The organism is Enterovirga sp. CN4-39, from assembly GCF_049446235.1.
Classification (GTDB): domain Bacteria; phylum Pseudomonadota; class Alphaproteobacteria; order Rhizobiales; family Beijerinckiaceae; genus Enterovirga.
On record NZ_JBMSEF010000010.1, the window covers coordinates 20339 to 41869 of the forward strand.

Below are 21531 nucleotides of genomic sequence, written 5' to 3' on the forward strand. Positions count from 1 at the left end.
TTCCAGGATGCGGCGGGCTCGAAAAGGCGCGGGGGGCCGCTCGCGGCCGGGGTCTAGCCACGCAGGCCGCGCGAGTCCAGTGCGCGGAGGGGGCAGCCGCATTGCGGTGAGGGGAGCCCGGCCCTAGTTTCGTCCCTCCGATTCTGGAGGAGGCGATGTCCCCCGAGCTCGAAGCCGCGATCCGGCGATTGAACGCCTCGGTTTCCCAGCTCGAGGCCGCGGTGGCTGCCCGTCCCGGGCTTGGCGCCTCGCGCGGCGACCTCGAAACCGAGCTGCAACTGATGCAGGACGACCGTGCCCGGCTGTCGGTCGAGCTCGAGAGCGCGAGCGCCCGCCTCAACCAGGTCGAAACGGCCTCCCGGCATGTCGGCGAGCGGCTCCAGACCGCCATCGGCCATGTCAGCGAGGTCCTGGCCCGAGCCGAGGCCGTCGAGGGCATGCGGAGCTAGCCCATGGCGCATGTTCAGGTCACGATCGCCGGCCGCTCCTACCGGATGGCCTGCGGGGACGGCGAGGAAGCGCATCTGCTCGACCTCGCCGCCGCCTTCGACGGCAAGATCCAGGAACTTCGCGGCTCCTTCGGCGAGATCGGCGACATGCGGCTCCACGTGATGGCGGCGCTCACCATGGCGGACGATCTGCTGGAAACGAGAAAGCGGATCGCCGGTCTGGAATCCGAGATCGCGGCGTTGCGATCGATGGTCTCAGCCCAGGCCGGGCGCTCGGACGCGCTGGAGCGACAGCTTGCGGAAGCCCTGAGCCGGACCGCCGAGCGCATCGAGCGCGTCGCGGACGGCATCGCCGACACAAAGGGCGCGCAGGATTTCGGCTGAGCGCTCCATCGCCGGCGAGGCGCCGGAACCAAGCCTCGAAAGCGTCGCAAAGGTCCCCCGGCCGCGCGAGCGCATCGGGGCTGCGCAGGCCCGCCGGATCGCGCTCGCGGCCTGCGGCTTCGGCGAAAGCCGCGTCGAGCAGCCATCCGCCCGGCATGTCTCGCGGGTGACGGAGCGGCTCGGCCTGATCCAGATCGACTCGGTCAACGTGCTGGCGCGGGCGCATCTCGTACCGTTCTTCTCGCGCCTCGGGCCCTACGATACGGCCCAGCTCGACCGCCTTTCCTATGGCGGCCGCAAGCGGCGGCTTTTCGAGTATTGGGGCCACGAGGCCTCGCTGATCCGGGTCGAGTTGCAGCCGTACCTGCGCTGGCGCATGGACCGCGCGCGGGCCGGACAGGGAATCTATCGCGGGCTGGCGCAGCTTCGCGCGGATCAGCCCGCCTTCATCGATGGCATCCTGGAGGAGGTTCGCCGCTCCGGCCCGCTCGCGGCGCGCGACCTGGAAGCGGCCGGCCGTGGAAAGGGCTCCTGGTGGGGCTGGAGCGAGGGCAAGCGCGCGCTCGAATGGCTGTTCTGGGCCGGCCTCCTGACGACGAAGACCCGGCGGCCGGGCTTCGACCGCGTCTACGACCTGCCCGAGCGCGTCCTGCCTCCGGAGATCGTCTCCGCGCCGACCCCGGAGCCCGCGGAAGCGCAACGCCAGCTCCTTCGCGTGGCGGCGCGCGCCCTTGGGGTCGCAACCGAGCGCGACCTGCGCGACTATTTTCGGATGTCGCCCGAGGACGGTCGGGCGGCGCTCGCAAGCCTCGTGGAAGCGGGCGAACTCATGCCGGTCGAGGTGGCCGGCTGGTCCAACCCGGCCTATCTCGATCCGAATGCGCGCTTTCCACGCCGGATCGAGGCGGCCGCGCTGGTCTCGCCCTTCGATCCGCTAATCTGGGAACGCTCCCGCGCCGAGCGGGTCTTCGGCTTCCGCTACCGCATCGAGATCTACACGCCCGCCCACAAGCGCGAGCATGGCTATTACGTCCTGCCCTTCCTGCTCGGCGACCGGATCGCGGCCCGCCTCGACCTCAAGGCGGACCGGCAGGCCGGCCGGCTTCTGGTCCTGTCCCGGCATATCGAGCCGGGAGCCGACCTCGAAGAAGTCAGGGCGCCGCTCGAGCGCGAGCTGGCCGAGCTGGCTCGCTGGCTCGGGCTCGGGGAAGTGGTCTTGCAGGCCGGAACAGGCCAGGCGCGCCAGGGCTGGGCGGATGACGCAAGGCGGATCGCCGCTGCCGGAGAGGACGCACTCGCGATGCCGGAATTCCCGAACGAGGGCGACGATGACCTGAGCTGGTGAAGGCCGCTCAGAAGACGCAGACCAGCACCAGCCCGACGATCATCAGGGCGCCGCCGAGCAGCCGCCACAAGCCGGCCGTCTGCACGTCGAAGCCCAGCCAGCCGAAATGGTCCAGCAGGATCGACGTCACGATAGCGGAGGTGACCGTCAGGCCCGTGAAGGCCGCAGCGCCCACCCGGCCCGCGATGAGGATCATCGACAGCACGTAGATGGCGCCGAGCGCTCCGCCGAGCCACCCCCACCAGGGCACCTGCGCCACCTTCTCGGCGCTAGAGACCCCGAGCCCCATGAACGGGGCGGCGAGGAGGTAGACGACCGCACCGACCGCCGCGATCACGAGGGCGGCCAGGATCGGCTGATCGAGCGTCTTGTTCAGGGTGACGTTGGCGCCCGATTGGACCGTGTTCAGGGCGCCGGCCAGGAGCGCGAAGGCGTACAACACCCAGCTCATAGAGTGCACATCGTCAGGGGACCGGAGGAACCTTGGACTGCGGGGCGGGTGGCCGGCGCGGCGCCGGCCTGTCACGCCGACCATGAACGCCGAAGCGGGGAGGTCAGACCCGGAATGTCCGAAACCGGACGGCGTCGGACGCCCGCGCCTCGAAGGGCGTCAGGATTCCGGCAGGCCGCTGGCCCCGATCTGCTTCAGATAGCCGATGCGGGCCTGGATGGCCTCGCGGTGGATGCGCCACGTATCCATCGTATCCTGGAAGACCCTGAGCAGGCGCTCGGCCTCGTGGGTATCGTGCCCTCGCTCCCGCATCTCAGCCAGTTGGATCATCTGGAGCGCGATCCGCGATTCTCCCTCGGCGATGTGCTCGCTCGCCCGACGAAGCATCTCCGCCTCGTATTCCAGCTCGGTGCCCATCGACGCAGGATCCCAGCCGGTCGACAGACATACGCCGATTTTCTCGAGGGCTCACCAGCCTCGTTGTCGGAGCCGTTTCGCGGCGAGGTCGCGGAGCGTTGGACATAGACGACGCAGCCTTCTCGCAGGCAGCGTGGCTCTGCGGCGTGAACGCGGCGCAAAGAAAAGCCCGGCTGAGCCGGGCTTTTCGTGGATCGAGCGACGGCTCAGCGGTCGCCGCGCAGCGTGTCTTTTACGCCGCCAACGGTGTTCTGCACCGTCCCGGCAGCCTTCTGGGCCTTGCCCTCGGCTTCGAGCTTGGTGTCGCCGGTGACTTTGCCGGCCATTTCCTTGGCCGTGCCCTTCACCTTCTCGACAGCGCCTTCGATGCGATCCTTGTCCATGTGAACCTCCTTTACTTCTGGAGGCTCAACCCGCCGAACCCAGAGATGGTTGCCTATCGCGGCAGGGTTTCGCGCCGCGAATGGTGCGGCCAGACGCCCTACCCGGCCTCCGCCTCGATCCGCTCCATGTCGTCGTCCGAAAGCCCGAAATGGTGTCCGAACTCATGCACAAGCACATGCGTGACGAGGTGCCCGAGCGTCTCGTCGTGCTCCGCCCAGTAGTCGAGCAGCGGCCTGCGAAACAGCCAGATCATGTTCGGCATCTGGCCAGTCGGCAGCAGTCCCGCATCGCCGCCCTGGGCGAGGCCGACTCCGCGGAAGAGCCCGAGGAGGTCGAACGGGCTCTCGAGACCGAGCGCGTCGAGCATCTCGTCGTCGGGAAAGTCCGCGATCCGGATCGCGACGCCGGCGCCGCGCTGCCGGAACAGCTCGGGCAGCCGGTCGAACGCGTCCTGCGCCATCCGTTCGAATTCCGCGAGGTCGGGCGCGCGCAACCCCGACCAGTCAGGCGCTTGGGCCATGATCTACCGTCTCACCATCCTCGTCAGCAGGCCGCCGTGAGGGCCGACCAGGATCGACCCGACATAGAGCGCCCCGGCCGTCAGGATGATCGCCGGACCGGACGGCAGCCCGTAATGGTATGATAGCAGAAGGCCGGCATAGCTCGATGCCAGGGCGACGGCGACGGAGACCGGCAGCAGCCCCGAAAGGGTGGTCGCCCAGAACCGGGCCGTGACGGCCGGCAGGAGCATGATGCCGACCGCCAGGAGCGTGCCGAGGGCCTGGAAGCCGCCGACGAGGTTCAGCACGACCACGCCCAGGAAGGTGAGATGGGTGGCGGCGCTCGCCCTGCCGGAGAGCCGCAGGAACAGCGGATCGACGCATTCCACCACGAGGGGCCGGTAGGCGACGGCCAGCCAGACGAGCGTCAGGGCCGCGACGGAGCCGATCACCAGGAGGGCGGCATCGTCCAACGCGAGGACGGTCCCGAACAGGATGTGCTGGAGATCGACGCTGGAGCCCTTCAGGGAGACGAGCATCACGCCGAGCGCGAGCGAGACGAGGTAGAAGGCGGCGAGGCTCGCATCCTCCTTCAGGATGGTCGATCGGCTGACGAAGCCCGAGATCAGGACCACGGCCAATCCAGCCACGAGCCCGCCCAGCGTCATGGCGGGGAGCGAGAGGCCGCTGACCAGGAACCCGATCGCCGCGCCCGGCAGGATCGCGTGGCTCATCGCGTCGCTCATCAGGCTCATGCGGCGCAGCGTCAGGAACACGCCGATCGGCGGCGCGCTGAGCGACAGCGCGAAGGCGCCCGCGAGCGCCCGGCGCATGAAGGAGAACTCCACGAAGGGCGTGACCAGGAGATCGATCACGGTGCGCCTAGGGCCGCGAGCACGACTGTCTCGGGGCTGTCCGGCAGCCCGCCTTCGAGCGGGAGGCGCCCATAGGCCCGGGCGAGATTGTCCGGCGTCAGGACCTCCTCCGTCGGGCCCCATGCGACAGGCCGCGCAGCCAGGAGCAGGGTCTGCCCGAACACCGCCCGCACCTGCCCGATATCGTGCAGGGCCGCGATCACCGTCCGGCCCTCGCCTCGCCATCCGCGGATGATGTCGAGGAGGTCCGCCTCGGTTTCGGCATCGACGCCCGTGAAGGGCTCGTCGAGCAGGATCAGGGCCGAATCCTGCAGGAGCGTGCGGGCGAACAGAAGCCGCTGCATCTGCCCGCCCGACAGCGCCCCAATGGTGCGGTGCCTTTCGGCCGCAAGGCCGATGCGCTCGAGCGCGCCCTCGACTTCCACCCGGTGTTCCGGGCGGTATCGTCCCCAGGCGCCGAGCCTGCGCCAGAGACCCATCCCGGCGAATTCGACGACGGTGATGGGAAAGGACCGGTCGATCTCGGGCTGCTGCGGCAGGTAGGCGAGGTCCCGAAGCGACAGGCCGCAAAGGTCCACGCTGCCCGAGAGAAGTTGCGCCTCCCCGACGATCCCCTTCAGCAAGGTCGATTTTCCGGCACCGTTCGGGCCGACAAGCGCCAGCGTCTCTCCGCGCAGCACGTTGCCTTGGATCGCCGCGACGGCCGGGCGGCCGCCGTAGCCGAAGGACGCTGACCGGAATGTCAGGGCGGGCGACGGACCGGTCGCACGCGCCTCCGGGGCTTGCCCGCTCACCTCACGCCAGTGCCCAGGCGACACCCAGGAAGGCGACGCCCGAGAGGGCAACGGAGATCGCGAGCCGCTCGCCCAATCCGAGCAACATGAGGGAGGAGGAAGCGCCTTCCAGCGCCCGGTCCCGGCCAGCACGGGCTGATAGATTTCTCACGGGATCACTCGAATACGGGGCAGCCGGCCAGCGGCTGATGTTAGGATATAACATACACGAGCCGGGGCAAGGCGCCAGCGCGGAAAAGCACGGGAGACCCCATGTCCCATGGTGACGGGCTGGCCTGGAGGGCCCGCCACCTGTTATCTTGTAACTGCAATCGAGGCCGATCGGCTCCATGGGCAAGGACAAAGCCGCGCCGCACCCGGCGCATGGCCACCATCATCACCACTCGCCCGCCGAGGCGGACGGGCTGCTGGCCCATGCCGAGGAGGTGTGCCGCGAGCGCGGGCTGCAATTCACGCCCTTGCGGCGGCGGGTCTTCGAGGCGCTGGCCAGGAGCGAAGCGCCGCTCGGCGCCTATGATCTCGTGGAGCAGCTCGGGCGGGAGCGGCGCATTTCGCCCATCTCCGTCTATCGCGCGCTCGAGTTCCTGATGGAGGCAGGTTTCATCCACAGGATCGCGGTGCGGAACACCTACCTGCCCTGCCACCACGAGCACGGCTCGAACGAGACGACCGTCTTCCTGGTCTGCACCGTGTGCGGCAACGTGGACGAGTTGGCCTCATCCGAGGTCGCGCGCGACCTCGCGGGCACGGCTGCCCAGGTGGGCTTTCGCCCGGTGAGCCGGACGGTCGAGCTCGAGGGCGAATGCCAGACCTGCCGCGAGGTCTCGTAACGCGAAAGCCCGGCCCTCTTGCGAGGACCGGGCCGGAGGCAGGCCGTCGGGCCGACCCGCCTTAGTAGGGGTCGTAGTAGTCGTAACCGGGGCCGTAATAGCCATACGCGCCGTAGGGCCGGTCGTAGTAGTAGTCGCGCCGCTGCTGGGCGGCGATCGCCCCACCGATAAGCGCGCCCGCGATCCCGACCGCGGCGGCCGCGCCGGCCGCGTTCCGGCCGCGATGACTGCGGTAATGCCCGTGCCGGCGGCCGCGGTGCTGGGTGTACTCCGCGTTCGGGACCGCCGCCGCGAGCGCGTCCGCGTTGGGCAGGGATGGGCTGCTGGCCTGCGCCCCCGGCGCCCCCGCCATCAGGGCTATGCCGAGTGTCGTCGCGGCCGCGACAGAAATGACTTTGTTCATGTCCGTGCGTCCTCAAGAGTTCGATATTATGGCTCACAACTCGCCAGGCCGCAGAAAGGTTTCCCGAGATACGGAGAGCCGCCGCAACAGCCAAGATAACCGGCTACTCACGCCTCAACTAAGATCCACTGGTAAATCCGAGCGCGAGAGCCGGGATACGCTTGCCGGCCCTGCGGCCCGAGGCGCCGCGACAGCCTGCCGGCCCGCGGGATGGAGAGCTCCCGCTGGGAAGATCTTCGCCGGCGCAATTTGAGCTTGGCTGAGGCCGCGAGGCGTGCTTGGTTTCAGCTGTCACACAGATACACGCTCCCGACATGCCCTATCGCGTCGCCTTTGGCGGCTTCCTGCACGAAACCAACACCTTTGCCCCCTCCAAGGCCGGTATGAGCGCGTTCGAGCAGGGCGGCGGATGGCCCGTCCTGACGCGCGGAGACGGGGTCTTCGACGCGGTCCGGAACGTGAATGTCGGGGCCGCCGGGTTCATCGAGGAAGGCCGCCGGCGCGGCTGGACCCTGCTCCCCTCGCTGTGGTGCTCCGCCAGTCCCTCTGCCCACGTGACGCGCGAGGCTTTCGAGCGGATCACCGGCGACCTCGTCGAGCGCATCCGGGCCGAACTGCCGGTAGATGCCGTCTATCTCGACCTGCACGGCGCCATGGTGACGGAGCATTTCGACGACGGCGAAGGCGAGATCCTGCGCCGGGTGCGCGCCGCGATCGGCCCGGACGTGCCGCTCGTCGCAAGCCTCGACCTGCATGGCAACGTGACGGCCCTCATGGTGGACAGCGCCGATGCGCTGATCGCGTACCGCACCTACCCGCATGTCGACATGGCGGAGACGGGGCGGCGCTCGGGCGAGTACCTGGCGGGCATCATCGGCACGGAACGGCGGCACGCGAAGGCGTTCCGGCAGATCCCTTACCTGATCCCGATCGCCTGGCAGGCGACCGCCATGGAGCCCTGCCGGACGATCTATGGCCGGCTCGAGGCGCGCGAGGGCGAGGCCGTGCCGTCGCTGTCCTTCCTGCCCGGCTTTCCGGCAGCCGACTTCGCCGATTGCGGCCCCTCGGTCGTCGCCTACGGGGTGACGCAGGCGGATGCCGACGGCGTGGCCGACGAGATCGCGGACTTGGTGGCGGAGAGCGAGGAGGCGTTCCGCGGCCGCGTCTACACGCCCGACGAGGGAATCCGCGAGGCGATGCGCATCGCCGAGACGGCTTCCCGCCCGGTCGTGATCTCCGACACCCAGGACAATCCCGGCGCGGGCGGCGATTCCGACACGATGGGCATGGCGCATGCTCTCGTCCGGAACGATGCGCCCCGCGCCGCCATGGGCCTCATCGTCGATCCCGCGGCAGCCGAGGCAGCGCATGAGGCGGGGGTCGGCGCTACGATCCGCCTCTCGCTCGGCGCGAAATCCGGCATCCCGGGCGACCAGCCGCTTGAGGCGGAATTCGCCGTCGAGGCGCTGTCGGACGGCGACTTCGTCGCGACCGGCCCGTTCTTCGGCGCCACCCGGATGAGGCTCGGGCGCTGCGCCTGCCTGCGGGTCGGCGACGTCCGCTTCGTCGTCGCGTCCCGCAAGGCGCAGATGGCCGACCAGGCCATGTACCGCCAGGTCGGGATCGAGCCGACGGAGCAGGCCATCCTGGTGAACAAGAGCTCGGTCCATTTCCGGGCCGATTTCGAGCCCATTGCCGAGACGATCCTGGTCTGCGCCGCACCGGGACCCATGCCGGTGGACCCCGCCGCCTTCCCCTGGAAGCGGCTCCGGCCCGGCATCCGAACGTCGCCGAAGGGACCGGTCTTCAACCAAGGCGCCTGATCCTCAGCACAGGGACGGAGAAGCACCATGGGCATCATGCCTGCGATCCAGGATTTCGCCGACGACCTCGTGGCCATCCGGCGCGACCTGCATGCCCATCCTGAAATCGGCTTCGAGGAGGTCCGCACCTCCGACGTGGTCGCGGGAAAGCTCGCATCCTGGGGCATCGAGGTGCATCGCGGCGTCGGCGGCACGGGCGTCGTCGGAATCCTCCAGGGCGCACTCGGGCCGGGCCGCCGCATCGGCCTGCGCGCCGACATGGACGCCCTGCCGATCGAGGAGCTGACGAACCTTCCCTGGCGCTCCACCCGCCCCGGCACCATGCATGCCTGCGGGCATGACGGACACACGACCATGGTGCTCGGTGCGGCGCGCTACCTGGCCGAGAACCGAAACTTCAAGGGGACCGCGGTTTTCGTCTTCCAGCCGGCCGAGGAGGGTCTCGGCGGCGCCAGGGCGATGCTCGCGGACAAGCTCTTCGAGCGCTTCCCCTGCGACGAGATCTATGGGCTCCACAACGCGCCTTATCTCGAGCCCGGGCAGGTCGCGGTCTGGCCCGGCGAGGCGATGGCGGCCGGCGACTTCTTCGACATCCGCATCCGGGGAGCCGGCAGCCATGGCGCCATGCCGCAGGAATCCCGCGATCCCGTCGTGATCGCGGGCGCCCTGATCGGGGCGCTGCAGACGGTCGTGAGCCGCAACACGCATCCGCTCAAGGCCGCTGTGGTCTCCATCACGCAGGTCCATGCGGGCTCGGCCTACAACGTGGTGCCGGAAGAGGCCGCGCTCGCCGGGACGATCCGCACCTTCGCGCCCGAGGTCCGGGCGATGGTGCACGAGCGCATCCGGACCATCGCGCGAGGCCTTGCGGTCTCGTTCGGCGCGGAGATCGAGGTCGATATCCGCACCATCTTCAACACCCTCGTGAACCACGCCGAGCCGGCCGCCGCCTTCGCGGAGGCGGCGCGCGACATCGTGGGGGCCGAGAACGTCATCACGGAGCCCCGGCCCATGATGGGTTCGGAGGACTTCGCCGACATGCTGCACCAGGTGCCCGGCGCCTATTGCTGGGTCGGCCATAGCGGCACGGTGCCCTTGCACAACCCGTCTTTCGTGCTCGGCGAGGAGATCCTCCCGGTCGGGGCGAGCCTCCTCGCCCGCATCGTCGAGCGGCGGCTCGCAGCGTGACGGGCGCTGCGTCTTCCGCCTCCTCTCCCCGCGGGCGGGGAGAGGTCGAGCAGCTCGCGGCAGCGAGCGCCCGGGTGAGGGGCTCCTGCGGGCGCCACCTCGTCCGGACAGGCCCCCTCACCCGGTCGGCTGCCGCCGACTCGACCTCTCCCTGCCCGTGGGGAGAGGAGGCGTAGCCATGAACCCCGCCACCCTGCCCTTCGACACCGATTCCATGCTCGCCGGCCTCAGGCGCTGGGTGGAGACCGAGAGCCCGACCTTCGACGTCCCGGCCGTGAACCGGATGATGGACGTGGCCGCCGCAGACCTCGCGGCGGCGGGCGCCAGCGTAGAGCGCATCGCGGGCCCGCCGGGCCTCGGCGATTGCGTCCGCGCCGACTTCCCGCACCCGCGGCGCGGCGAGCCCGGCGTCCTGCTGATGTCGCATCTGGACACCGTCCACCCGGTCGGCACCCTCGCCAAGCTGCCGTTCCGGCGCGAGGGCGGGCGCTGCTATGGGCCCGGCATCCTCGACATGAAGGGCGGCGCCTATGCGTCCCTGGAGGCGGTGGTGCAACTCGCCCGCACCGGGATCGAGACGCCGCTGCCGGTCTCGGTGCTCCTCACGAGCGACGAGGAGATCGGCAGCCCCGGCACGCGCGACCTCATCATGGGCGAGGCCAGGAAGCACCGCTACGTGCTGGTGCCGGAGCCCGGAAAGCCGGGCAACGGGGTCGTCACGGGGCGATACGCGATCGCGCGGTTCAACCTGGAGGCGGAGGGCCGGCCCAGCCATGCCGGCGCCGCCCTCAAGGACGGCCGCTCGGCGATCAACGCCATGGCGCGCCAGCTTCTCGCGATCGAGGAGATGACGGACGAGGACTGCACCTTCTCGGTCGGCGTCATCGAGGGTGGTCGCTGGGTCAATTGCGTCCCGACGACCTGCCGGGCGGAGGCGCTCTCGATGGCGAAGCGCCAGGCCGATCTCGACCGCGGCGTCGATCGCATGCTGGCGCTGTCGGTCCGCAATCCGGACGGAACGCGGTTCACGGTCACGCGCGGCGTGACCCGGCCCGTCTGGGAGCCGGACGCGGGCACAATGGCGGTCTATGAGGTGGCGAAGGGCGTCGCGGCCGATCTCGGCTTTGACCTCCCGCACGGCTCCTCAGGCGGCGGTTCGGATGCCAACTTCACCGGCGCGGCCGGCATCCCGTCACTCGACGGGCTCGGCCTTCTCGGCGCCGGCTACCACACGCTCGAGGAGCATATCGAGGTGGAGAGCCTGCCCCAACGCGGACGGTTGATCGCCGGCCTGCTGGCTCGGCTCCAGTGATGCGGCGCCCTGCCTTCGGCCGCGACGGCCGCCTCGTTCCGCCCGCCGGTCTCGACGCGCCGGACCTCCTGCAGCAGGACGGCGTCACGCTGCAGCGCCGCTTGCGGGCTGGCGAGATCTCGTCCGCCGAGCTCGCGAGCGCCTGCCTCGACCGGATCGAGGCCGTGAACCCGACCTACAACGCGGTCGTCTCCCTCCGGCCGCGCGAGGAGATCCTGGCGGAAGCTCGCGCCGCAGACGCAGCGCGCGCCGATGGCCGCGATCTCGGCGCACTGCACGGCCTGCCGATCGCCATCAAGGACCTGGCCGCGACGGCCGGGCTGACCACCACCTGGGGATCCCCCCTCTTCGCCGACCATGTCCCGGCAGAGGACGACCTGCACGTTGCCCGGCTCCGGCGGGCGGGTGCGATCATCGTGGGCAAGACGAACGTGCCGGAATATGGGCTCGGCTCGCACACCTACAATCCGGTCTTCGGCGTCACCCGAAACGCGTACCGGCCCGATCTCAGCGCCGGCGGCTCGAGCGGCGGGGCCGCCGTCGCGCTCGCGCTCGGCATGCTGCCGATCGCGGACGGTTCCGATTTCGGCGGCTCGCTGCGAAATCCGGGCGCCTGGAACAACGTCTTCGGGCTGAGACCCTCGCAGGGCCGCGTGCCCACGGTGCCTGCGCAGGACCCGTTCTACACCCAGCTTTCGACAAACGGGCCGATGGGCAAGACGGTGGCCGACGTCGCCGCGATGCTCACCGTGATGTCCGGCTACGACCCGCGCGCGCCGCTCTCGCTCGAAACCGAGGCCGAGCCCTTCGAGGCGAACCTCGTTCCCGCCTCCTCGCCACGCGTCGCCTGGCTCGCCGACCTGGACGGGCGCCTGCCTTTCGAGGGCGGCATCCTGGATCTCTGCGCGACGGCGCTCCGGGAACTGGAGCCGGCCGGCTGGCAGGTGGAAGATGTCTCGATCCCGTTTCCCTGGGCCGAGCTGTGGCGCTCCTTCGTGGTGCTGCGCCAATGGGCAATGAGCAACCGCTACGGTCCGGATTACGCCGATCCGGCGCGCCGCGCCCACCTGAAGCCTGAGATCGTCTGGGAGGTCGAAGGCGGAAACCGGCTCAGCGCGGAGGAGGTCGCAGCCGCCGCGAAGGTGCGGGCGACCTTCTACCAGGTCGCCGTGAAGCTGTTCGAGCGCTTCGACGCGCTCGCGCTGCCCACCGCGCAGGTCTTTCCGTTCCCGATCGAATGGCACTGGCCGCGGGAGGTCGCCGGCGTGGCCATGGACAGCTACCACCGCTGGATGGAGGTGGTGGTCATCGGCACGCTCACGGGGTGCCCCGTCCTGAACGTGCCCGCCGGGTTCGACGAGAGCGGGCGCCCCATGGGGATGCAGCTGATCGGACGGCCCCGGGCAGACCGGGCGCTGCTCGCGATCGGGGCCGCCTATGAGCGAGACGCCGCGCGCCTGCCCGATTGACACGGCCCGGCACGGAGCGTGCATTCTAAGATCAACAAAGCGCGAGGGGCGCAAAGCGGAGGTGGGAATGTCTTTCAGTTGGAGAATGGCCGCGATTGCCGGCGCGGCACTCGCAGCCGCCTCGGCCGCACAGGCCCAGACGACGCTCAAGGCCGTCATGCACTCCGACGTGAAGATCCTGGATCCGATCTGGACCACGGCCTACATCGTCCGGAACCACGGCTACATGATCTACGACACGCTCTTCGCGCTCGACGAGAAGGGCGAGGTCAAGCCGCAGATGGTCGACACCTACACGGAGTCGCCCGACAAGCTCACCTACACGTTCAAGCTCCGCGACGGCCTCCTCTGGCATGACGACAAGCCCGTTACGGCCGAGGATTGCGTCGCCTCGATCAAGCGCTGGGCCGCGAAGGATCCGCTCGGCCAGAAGGTGATGAGCTTCGTCGACACGATGACGGTCGACGACCAGGACAAAAACAAGTTCACGATCAAGCTGAAGTCGCAGACCGGCCTGCTCCTGTTCGCTCTCGGCAAGCCGTCCTCGAACGTGCCCTTCATGATGCCGAAGCGGGTAGCCGAAACGGACCCGAACACGCAGATCTCGGACTTCACCGGCTCCGGTCCGTTCAAGCTCAAGCAGGACGAATGGAAGCCGGGCGACAAGATCGTCTATGTGAAATTCGACAAGTACAAGCCGCGCTCCGAGCCGGCCTCCGGGCTCGCCGGCGGCAAGGTCGTGAAGCTCGACCGGGTCGAGTGGCTCGCCATCCCCGATCACCAGCAGGCTGCGAACGCGCTCCTCGCGGGCGAGATCGACTACTACGAGCAGCCGCCGCACGACCTGATCCCGCTCCTCAAGAGCGACAACTCGATCAAGCTGGTCGACTACAATCCGCTCGGCCTGCAATACACGCTCCGGCCGAACCACCTGCTCAAGCCCTTCGACAACCCGAAGGTCCGGCAGGCGATGTTCTATGCGTTCAACCAGAAGGACTTCCTGGACGCGACGATCGGAAACCCGGATTACTACAAGGTCTGCAAGGCCCTGTTCGTCTGCGGTACGCCCCTTGCGACCGACAAGGGCATGGAGGGCCTGCTCGAGTCGAACTTCAAGAAATCGCAGGAGCTCCTGAAGGAAGCCGGCTACGACGGAACGCCGATCGTGCTCCTGCACTCGACCGACCTGCAGGTGCTGACGAACTTGGCGCCCGTCGCCAAGCAGCTCCTCGAGAAGGGCGGCTTCAAGGTCGACATGCAGTCCTCGGATTGGCAGACGGTCGTCTCCCGCCGCACCCGCAAGGACCCGGTCGACAAGGGCGGCTGGAACCTGATGCTGACCTCCTGGGTGTCGGCCGACATCCTGAACCCGGTCATGACCGGCTTCGTCAACGCGAGCTGCGACAAGGCAGCCTTCGGCTGGCCCTGCGATGCCGAGATGGAGAAGCTCCGGGACGACTTCGCCCGGGAGACGGACACTGCCAAGCAGAAGGAGATCGTCGAGAAGGTGCAGCAGCGCCAGCGCGAGGTCGTGACGCACATCCATCTCGGCCAGTACTACGTTCCGATCGGCACCACGGGCGAGGTGTCCGGCATTCTCACGGCCGCTGCGCCCGTCTTCTGGAACATCGAGAAGAAGAAGAAATAGCGCCTTGCTGGCGCGACCGATCCCTGCGCACCTTCTCCCTCGCGGGAGAGGGTGCGACGCGGATCCAGTCGCCATGCGATCCTCGTCTGCCCGTCTCGGGCCGGGACGGGTGCCGGCGCGACTCGGATGAGGGGCGCCTTGCCCCGACCGAGGAGCCCTTCATTCGGTCGCGCCGGCGCGCGACACGCCTTCTCTCGCGAAGGGAGAAGCAGGATCTGAGATGATTGGCTACATTCTTCGCCGTCTTCTTTCGACGATCCCTGTCCTGCTGATCGTGGCGGTGCTCGTCTTCCTGATGCTGCGCCTGACGCCGGGCGACCCGGCCGCCGTGATCGCGGGCGACAACGCCACCTCCGAGCAGATCGCGATGATCCGCTCCCGGCTCGGGCTGGACCAGCCGATCCTGACGCAGTTCGCGATCTGGGGCGGCAACCTGCTGAGCGGCAATTTCGGGGAATCGTTCTTCTTCAAGAAATCGGTCGCCGAACTGATCATGGGTCGGATCGAGCCGACGGTCTCGCTCGCCCTCACCACGATCGTTCTGGCCGTGCTGATCGCCGTGCCGCTCGGCGTGCTCGCCGCCTACAAGCACGGTTCCTGGATAGACCGGGTCGTCATGGGCTTCTCGGTGCTGGGCTTCTCGGTGCCGGTCTTCGTCATCGGCTATGCGCTGATCTACGTCTTCGCCATCAAGCTGAACCTCTTGCCCATCCAGGGCTACCAGCCGATCGGCAACGGATTCTGGGGCTTCCTGCAGCGGCTCATCCTGCCCTCCGTGACGCTGTCGGTGATCTATGTCGCGCTCATCGCCCGCATGACGCGGGCGAGCGTGCTCGAGGTCCTGGGCGAGGACTACATCCGCACGGCGCGCGCCAAGGGCCAGGTCGAGCGCAAGATCCTCTTCCGGCACGCACTCAAGAATGCGGCCGTCCCGATCGTCACCGTGATCGGCATCGGGGTCGCGCTCCTGATCGGCGGCGTGGTCGTGACGGAGAGCGTCTTCTCCATCCCGGGCCTGGGGCGCCTCACGGTCGATGCCGTGCTGGCCCGCGACTACCCGACCATCCAGGCCGTGATCCTGCTCTTCTCGCTCGTCTACATCGTGATCAATCTCTGCGTGGACCTCGCCTACACGCTGTTCGATCCGAGGATCCGCTATTGAGCGTCGAGCCCACCATCCTGGCGCCCACGGCCCCGACCCCGGTCGTCGCCCCCGGAGCCGCGATCTGGCGCAGGCTGCTGCGCCAGACATCCGTGCTGATCGGCGGCGGGGTGCTTCTCGTGATCCTGCTGATCGGGATCCTGGCCCCGGCGCTCGGCACCATTGATCCCGCCGGCATCAACCCCGCCTTCCGCAACCGCGTGCCCGGCGTCGAGCGGACGATCCGCCAGGAGGACGGCTCATCCACCACCTTCAAGCACCGGATGGGCACGGACTCGCTCGGCCGCGACATCTACAGCCGGGTGATGTACGGCGCCCGCGTCTCGCTCATCATCGGCGTCTCGGTCGCGGCGATCTCGCTGGCGATCGGCCTCGTGCTTGGCCTCGTGGCCGGCTATGTCCGCTGGCTCGACGGCGCCATCATGCGGCTGATGGACGGGCTGATGGCCATACCGGCCATCCTCCTCGCCATCGCGGTCGTGTCCCTGTTCCGGGCCGGGATCGGGGCCGTCATCGTGGCGATCACGGTCCCCGAAATCCCGCGCGTCGTGCGCCTCGTCCGCTCCATCGTGCTGTCGGTGCGCGAGGAGCCCTATGTGGAAGCGGCCATCATGGCCGGCACGCCGACGCCGAAGCTGATGGTGCGCCACATCCTGCCGAACACCATCGCCCCGCTGATCGTGCAGGGCACCTTCATCTGCGCCTCGGCGATGCTGGTCGAGGCGATCCTGTCCTTCCTCGGCATCGGCATTCCGCCCGAAATCCCCACCTGGGGGAACATCATGGCGGAGGGCCGCAACCTCTTCCGCATCTACCCGCACAATATCCTCTATCCGGCAGTCTTCCTCGGCCTGACGGTGCTGGCCGTGAACATGCTGGGCGATGGGCTGCGCGACACGCTCGATCCCAAGATGGCGGGCCGGTGATGAAGAGCCCCGTTCCCGTCCTCGAGGTGAACAACCTCACCGTCACGCTTCCCCCCGGGGCGGACCGCCGCAGCGCGGTGGACGGCATCTCGCTCACGGTCCAGCCCGGCGAGATCGTCTGCATCGTGGGGGAATCCGGCTCGGGCAAATCGGTCACCGCCTTCTCGGTGATGGGTCTCCTGCCCAAGGTGCTGAACCCCTCGCGGGGCGAGATCCTGCTGGAGGGCGAGAACGTCCTGAAGGCCTCGCCCCAGCGCCTGCGCGACCTGCGCGGCACCCGCATGGCCATGATCTTCCAGGAGCCGATGACGGCCCTGAATCCGGTCCTGACGATCGGCGACCAGATCGACGAGGTGCTGCGCATCCATACCGATCTCGGCACGGCCGAGCGCCGGACGAAGGTTCTCGCCATCATGGAGGCGATGCGCCTGCCGGATCCGGAGCGCATCTATGCCTCCTATCCGCACCAGCTCTCGGGCGGGCAGCGCCAGCGCATCATGATCGCGGCCGCGCTCGTGCTGGATCCCGCCCTCCTCATCGCGGACGAGCCGACCACCGCGCTCGACGTCACCACCCAGGCGCAGATCCTCAAGCTCATCAAGGAGTTGCAGGGCCGTCGCGGCACGGGCGTCCTCTTCATCACGCACGATTTCGGGGTCGTGGCGGAGATCGCCGACCGGGTCGTCGTGATGGAAGGCGGCCGGCTGGTGGAGGAAGGGCCGGCCGAGGAGATCCTCACCCGGCCGAAGCACAGCTACACCCGCATGCTGATCGGCTCCGTCCCGAGCCTAAAGCCGAAGGGCCGCCCGGAGCCGACCGGCCCCGTCGCCCTGGAAGGTATCGGACTGGCCAAGACCTATGGCGAGCGGCGCTTCTTCTCGAAGGCGCGGATCGTCAAGGCGGCCGACGCCGTGAACCTGAAGGTTCGCCGGGGCGAGACGCTGGGGATCGTGGGGGAATCCGGCTCCGGCAAGACCACCGTCGCACGCTGCATCGCGCGGCTGATCGAGCCGAGCGAGGGCTCGATCCTCGTCTCGAACACGGACATCGCGAAGCTGCGCGAGAGGCAGCTCCGGCCCTATCGCCGGCGGATCCAGGTCGTCTTCCAGGACCCGTACCGCTCGCTGAACCCGCGCCGCACGGTCGGCGCCTCCATCATCGAGGGGCCGGTCAATTACGGCCTGCCTACGGCCGATGCCATGGCGCGCGCACGCGATCTCATGAAGCTCGTCGGTCTGCAGCCAGACGCGCTCTCGCGCTATCCGCACCAGTTCTCGGGCGGGCAGCGCCAGCGCATCGCCATCGCGCGGGCGCTCGCCATGGAGCCTGACGTGCTGATCGCGGACGAGGCGGTCTCGGCGCTCGACGTTTCGGTGCAGAAGCAGGTGCTGGAGCTGCTCGACGACGTGCAGAAGCGCTTCCAGCTCGCCGTCCTCTTCATCACGCACGACCTGCGGGTCGCGGCGCAGATCTGCGACCGCATCATGGTGATGGAGAAGGGTGTTGTCGTGGAGGAGGGCCCGACGGGAGAGGTCTTCGCCTCGCCGGCCCATCCCTATACGCGGGCGCTGCTCGATGCGGCGCCCGGCCGCGACTTCGCCTTCGCGGCGTAGCGCCTAGTCGGGTTCACGCCCGCCGCGCCATCCAAGCCTCGCGGAGCTCGGCCGCGCCCCACAGGAGCAGCGCCGGCAGGGCGAGCAGGGTGTCGCGAACGCGAAGTGCCAGCGACATCGCGATCGCGGTCGGCTCGTCGAGGCCCAGTACCACGCCCGCGACCAGGAATCCGGCCTCCTGCACGCCCGCCCCCCAGGGCACCACGAAGAGCGCGCCGCGCGCCGCATGGACGAGGGCCGCGAGCGCCAGCGAAGCCGTCGGCGAGAGCGGCGCATCGAGGGCGCCGGCCGCAAACCAGATCTGCGCGGCGGAAAGCAGCCACGCCGCGAAGTGGAGCAATGTCCCGGCCGCGAGCCGGGGCCGATCCTGCCAAAGCGCCGCGACCGTGCGGCCCGCCTCTACGCCGAGGCCCCATTCGGCAAGCCCGAAATGGCGTTCCACCCGTGTCACGAAGCGCATGACCGGCTTGCGGATGCGTGGGCTGCGGAAGCCCAGATAGGCAAGGACGAGCGGCAGGACGGAGGCCGCCGCGATACCGACCGCATGGTCCAGCTCGGCCCAGCCGAGCACGGCCAGCAGCGCCACCACGCCCGCGAGCGTGAAGATGATCTGCGCCAGGATCTCGGTGGCGAGGTCGACGACGCCGCTGCCTGCCGCGTTGCCGGCCCGCGCCCCGAACAGGGTGAGCGCCCGCATGCCGGCGATCTCGCCCATCCCGGGAATGATCGCGACGACGCTCGATGCGCCGTCCCGCACGAACCGGGCTGCCGTGCAGGCCGTCAGGCTCGCGCCGGTCGTGAAGATCCACCAGGCGATCCCGCAGAGGAGCACGGAGCCCAGCTGCAGGGCAGACAGCCAGGCGAGCTCCGCAACGCCGAGGCGTCGCAGGACCTCGATGACGGTCGGAAGCCCCGCATGAGCGGCGACAGCGACCGCGAGCGCCAGTCCGGCCACGAGTGCGAGCGAGAGCTGCGTGCGCCGGTTCAGCATGGCGGCGTCACGCATGCCCTTGTCTTGCCCCTTGAACCCACTCGCCCTCCGGTCGGCGCCGATGGGGCGCTCGCTGCCTCATAGAGGCAGGCGAGCGCTCCCGCGACCCCGTCGCCGGAGCGCCTAGAACATCTTGGATGCTTTCAGCGTGCCGAACCGGTTCGACGTTCCCTTCGCGTCCGTAGCGCCTGCCGAGCAGGTGAAAGTCTCCTCGGTGCTGCCCCCGCCCGAGGGATCCCACAGGATCTTGAACCCCGCCGGCGTCATCGTGACGGAGCCGTAGTTCTCCCGGGCGCGTCCGAGCTCATCCTTGTTCTTCGGTTTCTTCTCCGTCCAGTAGACGTAGTCGAGTCCAAGGAAGTGATAGTAGTACTGCGAGCCGTCATCGACGCTCCACCAGCCCGCGAGCCACGGCGGCATCGTGGGCTCCCGGGGCGCCTTCGTCACTTCCCAGAACAACACCCGCTTCTGGCCGAAGATGCCGGTCTCGGACATGTTGCCCGATATGCTCTCGTTCTGCCGGATGACGTGCTTGTTCCACAGTTCCGTGTGGTAGCCGTATCCGTCGTCGCGGAACGCGAGGATGCCGCGCCGGCCGAAGATGATCGTCTTCATCTTGTCGATCGAGTTCTTGCCCGCCTTGATGTCCTCGGTCTTGCCGAAGCGGTCGGTCAGGATCTGCTCCAGCTCCCTGACATTGCCGATGTAGTAGCCGTTCCCGTCGGCCGGCTTGAAAAGCTTTCGCTGCTCGCTCGCCTCCGGCACCTTCACGCCTGCGGCGTTCATCGCGTGGCTCACCTGGAAGCAGCACGGCGTCGCTTTTGGGGCGGCCTTCAACGCCTTCAGGCCTTTCGCCTCCCGTTCGGCATTCTTCTCCGGGAGCTTCTCGTTCTCCTTTCGGATCGCCTCGTTGAGCCCATCCAGGAGGTTCTTCACGGGCTTGTTGAGCTTATTCCAGAGATAATAATGCTCGAGCATCGTGTCGAAATCGGCGTTTATCGTCGCGAATGCCATGTGCGCCTCCCTGATTGATGATCTCAGATGCCGATCAATGCTCCGGATTCGTGCCTCTGCTGCCCCGGCGACCGTCTGCAACGCGGCGCGTCGATCCGGCTGCGCCTACGCCGGTGCGGGGACGACCTACATTCGATCCTCGTGGCCGCGCCTGCCGTGCGGCCTCGCACAGCGGCTGATCCCCGCCTCGCGGGCCGGAGGGCGCAATCGCACGGGGCCGCGAAGGCGTTCCCCTATCCTTCCGGGTACTCCGCGAGCCGCCGGATTTGGTATGATCGCGAACCCGGGCCGCTTCTGCGGGTTGTTCGGGCCGATCGGGAACAAAGAACGTGCGGGACAGTCTGAGCCGCGTCGCCCTCACGGTCGCCGTGCTGCTTCTCGCAGCCTTCGTGGCCGAGCCGTACATCGCCCGCTTCCTCTACTCGGAGGAGGGGCCGCGCACGGTCACGCCGCGGGGCGACCTCGCGCCTTACGAACGCAGCACCGTCGAACTCTTCGAGCGCGCGTCGCCTTCCGTCGTGCATGTCTACGCCGTGTCACGTGCCAGCCGAAGCCGGCTGAGCGGCGACGAGAACGGGGAAGGCCAGCAGACCGGAACCGGCTTCGTGTGGGATGCGGCGGGCCATGTCGTCACGAACAATCACGTCGTCCAGAATGCCGGGCCGATCGCCGTCCGGCTCTCCTCCGGGGAAATCGTCCCGGCGACGATCGTCGGAACGGCCCCCAACTACGACCTCGCCGTGCTGCAGCTCGGCCGCGTCCGCCAGCCCCCTCCCCCGATCGCCCTCGGGTCCTCGGCCGACCTGAAAGTCGGACAGCAGGTCTTCGCGATCGGCAATCCCTTCGGGCTCGACCAGACGCTGACGACCGGCGTGATCAGTGCGCTGCAGCGACGGCTTCCGACCGGCGAGGGTCGCGAGTTGGCCGACGTGATCCAGACGGATGCCGCCATCAACCCCGGCAATTCGGGCGGGCCGCTCCTGGATTCCGCCGGGCGCGTCATCGGCGTGAACACGGCCATCTTCTCGCCCTCCGGCGCCTCGGCCGGGATCGGCTTCGCCATCCCGGTGGACGTGGTGAACCGGGTAGTGCCCGAACTCATTCGGAACGGCCGCATGCCCCAGCCGGGCATCGGCATCATCGCCGGCTCGGAGGCCGCAACGGCGCGGCTCGGCGTCCCCGGGGTCGTGGTCGTCCGCACTATGCCGGGGTCTCCAGCCGCTCGCGCCGGGATCCGTGGCATCGACCCGCGCACAGGCGAGCTCGGCGATATCATCGTGGGTGTGAACGGGCGCAGAGTGTCCCGCCTCTCGGACCTGCTGGCAGAAGTGGAAAAGGCGGGCGTGGGGGGCGCGATCCAGGTCGACGTGCTGCGGGACGGGCAGACGGAACGGCTCACGGTCGATATCGCGGATCTCACGCCCGGCCGGGGCTGAGAACGGCACGGCCTCGACGGCCAGCGGCACTGAAATTGCGAGGTATTTTACGTCTTTCGTCGCACAAAAAGCGAGCAATCCGGCTCGTGCCGCCCTTGCAGGCAGACCGAACCGGCC

General features: G+C 68.7%; 23 protein-coding genes. 13 read left to right on the forward strand and 10 right to left on the reverse strand.

The genetic code is table 11. The features are described 5' to 3' along the window. Nucleotides 1-155: 155 nt before the first annotated feature. The 3 genes from ACO2SS_RS16645 (at nucleotide 156) to ACO2SS_RS16655 (ending at nucleotide 2178) form a co-directional block, all read left to right on the forward strand. Entirely contained in the window at nucleotides 156-449 is a 294-nt protein-coding gene (locus tag ACO2SS_RS16645) for a DUF4164 domain-containing protein (RefSeq protein WP_423278880.1), read from the forward strand. Between the two features lie 3 nt (nucleotides 450-452). Beyond that, nucleotides 453-833, forward strand: a complete 381-nt coding sequence (locus ACO2SS_RS16650) for a cell division protein ZapA (RefSeq protein WP_423278881.1) — start codon at nucleotides 453-455, stop codon at nucleotides 831-833. A gap of 73 nt (nucleotides 834-906) precedes the next feature. Beyond that, nucleotides 907-2178 carry a winged helix-turn-helix domain-containing protein gene (locus tag ACO2SS_RS16655; RefSeq protein ID WP_423279069.1) on the forward strand — a complete coding sequence of 424 codons (1272 nt, stop codon included), beginning with the start codon at nucleotides 907-909 and terminating at the stop codon, nucleotides 2176-2178. Between the two features lie 7 nt (nucleotides 2179-2185). Here ACO2SS_RS16655 and ACO2SS_RS16660 read toward each other — a convergent pair whose 3' ends face one another. The 7 genes from ACO2SS_RS16660 to ACO2SS_RS16690 all read right to left on the reverse strand — a co-directional run bounded on the left by ACO2SS_RS16660 (nucleotide 2186) and on the right by ACO2SS_RS16690 (nucleotide 5750). Next, nucleotides 2186-2629 (reverse strand): DMT family transporter, encoded by a 444-nt coding sequence (locus tag ACO2SS_RS16660; protein ID WP_423278882.1) that lies wholly within the window; start codon nucleotides 2627-2629, stop codon nucleotides 2186-2188. A 159-nt stretch (nucleotides 2630-2788) separates the two neighbouring features. Continuing rightward, nucleotides 2789-3046: a hypothetical protein gene (locus ACO2SS_RS16665; RefSeq protein WP_423278883.1), complete on the reverse strand. Its 258-nt coding sequence runs from the start codon at nucleotides 3044-3046 to the stop codon at nucleotides 2789-2791. A gap of 206 nt (nucleotides 3047-3252) precedes the next feature. Continuing rightward, nucleotides 3253-3429, reverse strand: coding sequence for a CsbD family protein (locus ACO2SS_RS16670; RefSeq protein ID WP_423278884.1), 177 nt, complete (start codon nucleotides 3427-3429; stop codon nucleotides 3253-3255). Between the two features lie 98 nt (nucleotides 3430-3527). Continuing rightward, nucleotides 3528-3950, reverse strand: a complete 423-nt coding sequence (locus tag ACO2SS_RS16675) for a metallopeptidase family protein (protein WP_423278885.1) — start codon at nucleotides 3948-3950, stop codon at nucleotides 3528-3530. 3 nt (nucleotides 3951-3953) lie between these two features. Then, nucleotides 3954-4763 carry a metal ABC transporter permease gene (locus ACO2SS_RS16680; protein WP_423279070.1) on the reverse strand — a complete coding sequence of 270 codons (810 nt, stop codon included), beginning with the start codon at nucleotides 4761-4763 and terminating at the stop codon, nucleotides 3954-3956. Nucleotides 4764-4801: 38 nt separating this feature from the next. Next, a complete protein-coding gene (locus tag ACO2SS_RS16685) occupies nucleotides 4802-5599 on the reverse strand; it encodes a metal ABC transporter ATP-binding protein (RefSeq protein ID WP_423278886.1) in 798 nt (265 codons plus the stop codon). A gap of 1 nt (nucleotide 5600) precedes the next feature. Next, entirely contained in the window at nucleotides 5601-5750 is a 150-nt protein-coding gene (locus tag ACO2SS_RS16690) for a hypothetical protein (RefSeq protein WP_423278887.1), read from the reverse strand. 178 nt (nucleotides 5751-5928) lie between these two features. Between ACO2SS_RS16690 and ACO2SS_RS16695 the strand changes: the two genes are divergently transcribed. Continuing rightward, nucleotides 5929-6429 carry a Fur family transcriptional regulator gene (locus ACO2SS_RS16695; protein WP_423278888.1) on the forward strand — a complete coding sequence of 167 codons (501 nt, stop codon included), beginning with the start codon at nucleotides 5929-5931 and terminating at the stop codon, nucleotides 6427-6429. A 61-nt stretch (nucleotides 6430-6490) separates the two neighbouring features. Here ACO2SS_RS16695 and ACO2SS_RS16700 read toward each other — a convergent pair whose 3' ends face one another. Further along, a complete protein-coding gene (locus ACO2SS_RS16700) occupies nucleotides 6491-6832 on the reverse strand; it encodes a hypothetical protein (RefSeq protein ID WP_423278889.1) in 342 nt (113 codons plus the stop codon). Nucleotides 6833-7146: 314 nt separating this feature from the next. Here ACO2SS_RS16700 and ACO2SS_RS16705 point away from each other — a divergent pair, with 314 nt between their 5' ends. The 8 genes from ACO2SS_RS16705 to ACO2SS_RS16740 all read left to right on the forward strand — a co-directional run bounded on the left by ACO2SS_RS16705 (nucleotide 7147) and on the right by ACO2SS_RS16740 (nucleotide 17973). After that, nucleotides 7147-8655 (forward strand): M81 family metallopeptidase, encoded by a 1509-nt coding sequence (locus ACO2SS_RS16705; RefSeq protein ID WP_423278890.1) that lies wholly within the window; start codon nucleotides 7147-7149, stop codon nucleotides 8653-8655. Between the two features lie 27 nt (nucleotides 8656-8682). Next, nucleotides 8683-9843 carry a M20 aminoacylase family protein gene (locus tag ACO2SS_RS16710; protein ID WP_423278891.1) on the forward strand — a complete coding sequence of 387 codons (1161 nt, stop codon included), beginning with the start codon at nucleotides 8683-8685 and terminating at the stop codon, nucleotides 9841-9843. 178 nt (nucleotides 9844-10021) lie between these two features. Next, the gene (locus tag ACO2SS_RS16715; RefSeq protein ID WP_423278892.1) at nucleotides 10022-11155 is read left to right on the forward strand and encodes a M20/M25/M40 family metallo-hydrolase; all 1134 of its coding nucleotides are present in this window, start codon (nucleotides 10022-10024) and stop codon (nucleotides 11153-11155) included. Next, on the forward strand, nucleotides 11155-12624 hold the full coding sequence (locus tag ACO2SS_RS16720) for an amidase (RefSeq protein WP_423278893.1): 1470 nt from the start codon (nucleotides 11155-11157) through the stop codon (nucleotides 12622-12624). The genes ACO2SS_RS16715 and ACO2SS_RS16720 overlap by 1 nt, the downstream gene beginning before the upstream one ends. Nucleotides 12625-12691: 67 nt before the next feature. Beyond that, nucleotides 12692-14272 (forward strand): ABC transporter substrate-binding protein, encoded by a 1581-nt coding sequence (locus ACO2SS_RS16725; protein WP_423278894.1) that lies wholly within the window; start codon nucleotides 12692-12694, stop codon nucleotides 14270-14272. 220 nt (nucleotides 14273-14492) lie between these two features. Beyond that, nucleotides 14493-15434, forward strand: coding sequence for an ABC transporter permease (locus ACO2SS_RS16730; RefSeq protein ID WP_423278895.1), 942 nt, complete (start codon nucleotides 14493-14495; stop codon nucleotides 15432-15434). 62 nt (nucleotides 15435-15496) lie between these two features. Next, complete coding sequence (locus ACO2SS_RS16735) at nucleotides 15497-16360, forward strand: ABC transporter permease (RefSeq protein WP_423279071.1); 864 nt, start codon at nucleotides 15497-15499, stop codon at nucleotides 16358-16360. Beyond that, nucleotides 16360-17973, forward strand: coding sequence for an ABC transporter ATP-binding protein (locus ACO2SS_RS16740; protein ID WP_423278896.1), 1614 nt, complete (start codon nucleotides 16360-16362; stop codon nucleotides 17971-17973). The genes ACO2SS_RS16735 and ACO2SS_RS16740 overlap by 1 nt, the downstream gene beginning before the upstream one ends. Nucleotides 17974-17986: 13 nt before the next feature. On the opposite strand, the gene ACO2SS_RS16745 is transcribed toward ACO2SS_RS16740, so the two are convergent. Together ACO2SS_RS16745 and ACO2SS_RS16750 are read right to left on the reverse strand one after the other, a co-directional pair. Then, nucleotides 17987-18979, reverse strand: a complete 993-nt coding sequence (locus tag ACO2SS_RS16745; protein WP_423278897.1) for a lysylphosphatidylglycerol synthase domain-containing protein — start codon at nucleotides 18977-18979, stop codon at nucleotides 17987-17989. A 108-nt stretch (nucleotides 18980-19087) separates the two neighbouring features. Continuing rightward, complete coding sequence (locus ACO2SS_RS16750; RefSeq protein ID WP_423278898.1) at nucleotides 19088-19978, reverse strand: T6SS effector amidase Tae4 family protein; 891 nt, start codon at nucleotides 19976-19978, stop codon at nucleotides 19088-19090. A gap of 329 nt (nucleotides 19979-20307) precedes the next feature. Between ACO2SS_RS16750 and ACO2SS_RS16755 the strand changes: the two genes are divergently transcribed. Further along, entirely contained in the window at nucleotides 20308-21414 is a 1107-nt protein-coding gene (locus ACO2SS_RS16755; protein WP_423278899.1) for a S1C family serine protease, read from the forward strand. The last annotated feature ends 117 nt before the right edge of the window (nucleotides 21415-21531 follow it).

Coding starts and splice junctions, on each gene's coding strand:
- ACO2SS_RS16670 (WP_423278884.1), bottom strand. CDS start 3,429: ATGGACAAGGATCGCATCGAAGGCGCTGTCGAGAAGGTGAAGGGCACG.
- ACO2SS_RS16750 (WP_423278898.1), bottom strand. CDS start 19,978: ATGGCATTCGCGACGATAAACGCCGATTTCGACACGATGCTCGAGCAT.
- ACO2SS_RS16745 (WP_423278897.1), bottom strand. CDS start 18,979: ATGCGTGACGCCGCCATGCTGAACCGGCGCACGCAGCTCTCGCTCGCA.
- ACO2SS_RS16710 (WP_423278891.1), top strand. CDS start 8,683: ATGGGCATCATGCCTGCGATCCAGGATTTCGCCGACGACCTCGTGGCC.
- ACO2SS_RS16700 (WP_423278889.1), bottom strand. CDS start 6,832: ATGAACAAAGTCATTTCTGTCGCGGCCGCGACGACACTCGGCATAGCC.
- ACO2SS_RS16695 (WP_423278888.1), top strand. CDS start 5,929: ATGGGCAAGGACAAAGCCGCGCCGCACCCGGCGCATGGCCACCATCAT.
- ACO2SS_RS16725 (WP_423278894.1), top strand. CDS start 12,692: ATGTCTTTCAGTTGGAGAATGGCCGCGATTGCCGGCGCGGCACTCGCA.
- ACO2SS_RS16650 (WP_423278881.1), top strand. CDS start 453: ATGGCGCATGTTCAGGTCACGATCGCCGGCCGCTCCTACCGGATGGCC.
- ACO2SS_RS16660 (WP_423278882.1), bottom strand. CDS start 2,629: ATGAGCTGGGTGTTGTACGCCTTCGCGCTCCTGGCCGGCGCCCTGAAC.
- ACO2SS_RS16645 (WP_423278880.1), top strand. CDS start 156: ATGTCCCCCGAGCTCGAAGCCGCGATCCGGCGATTGAACGCCTCGGTT.
- ACO2SS_RS16665 (WP_423278883.1), bottom strand. CDS start 3,046: ATGGGCACCGAGCTGGAATACGAGGCGGAGATGCTTCGTCGGGCGAGC.
- ACO2SS_RS16740 (WP_423278896.1), top strand. CDS start 16,360: ATGAAGAGCCCCGTTCCCGTCCTCGAGGTGAACAACCTCACCGTCACG.
- ACO2SS_RS16675 (WP_423278885.1), bottom strand. CDS start 3,950: ATGGCCCAAGCGCCTGACTGGTCGGGGTTGCGCGCGCCCGACCTCGCG.
- ACO2SS_RS16680 (WP_423279070.1), bottom strand. CDS start 4,763: ATGCGCCGGGCGCTCGCGGGCGCCTTCGCGCTGTCGCTCAGCGCGCCG.
- ACO2SS_RS16720 (WP_423278893.1), top strand. CDS start 11,155: ATGCGGCGCCCTGCCTTCGGCCGCGACGGCCGCCTCGTTCCGCCCGCC.
- ACO2SS_RS16715 (WP_423278892.1), top strand. CDS start 10,022: ATGAACCCCGCCACCCTGCCCTTCGACACCGATTCCATGCTCGCCGGC.
- ACO2SS_RS16730 (WP_423278895.1), top strand. CDS start 14,493: ATGATTGGCTACATTCTTCGCCGTCTTCTTTCGACGATCCCTGTCCTG.
- ACO2SS_RS16705 (WP_423278890.1), top strand. CDS start 7,147: ATGCCCTATCGCGTCGCCTTTGGCGGCTTCCTGCACGAAACCAACACC.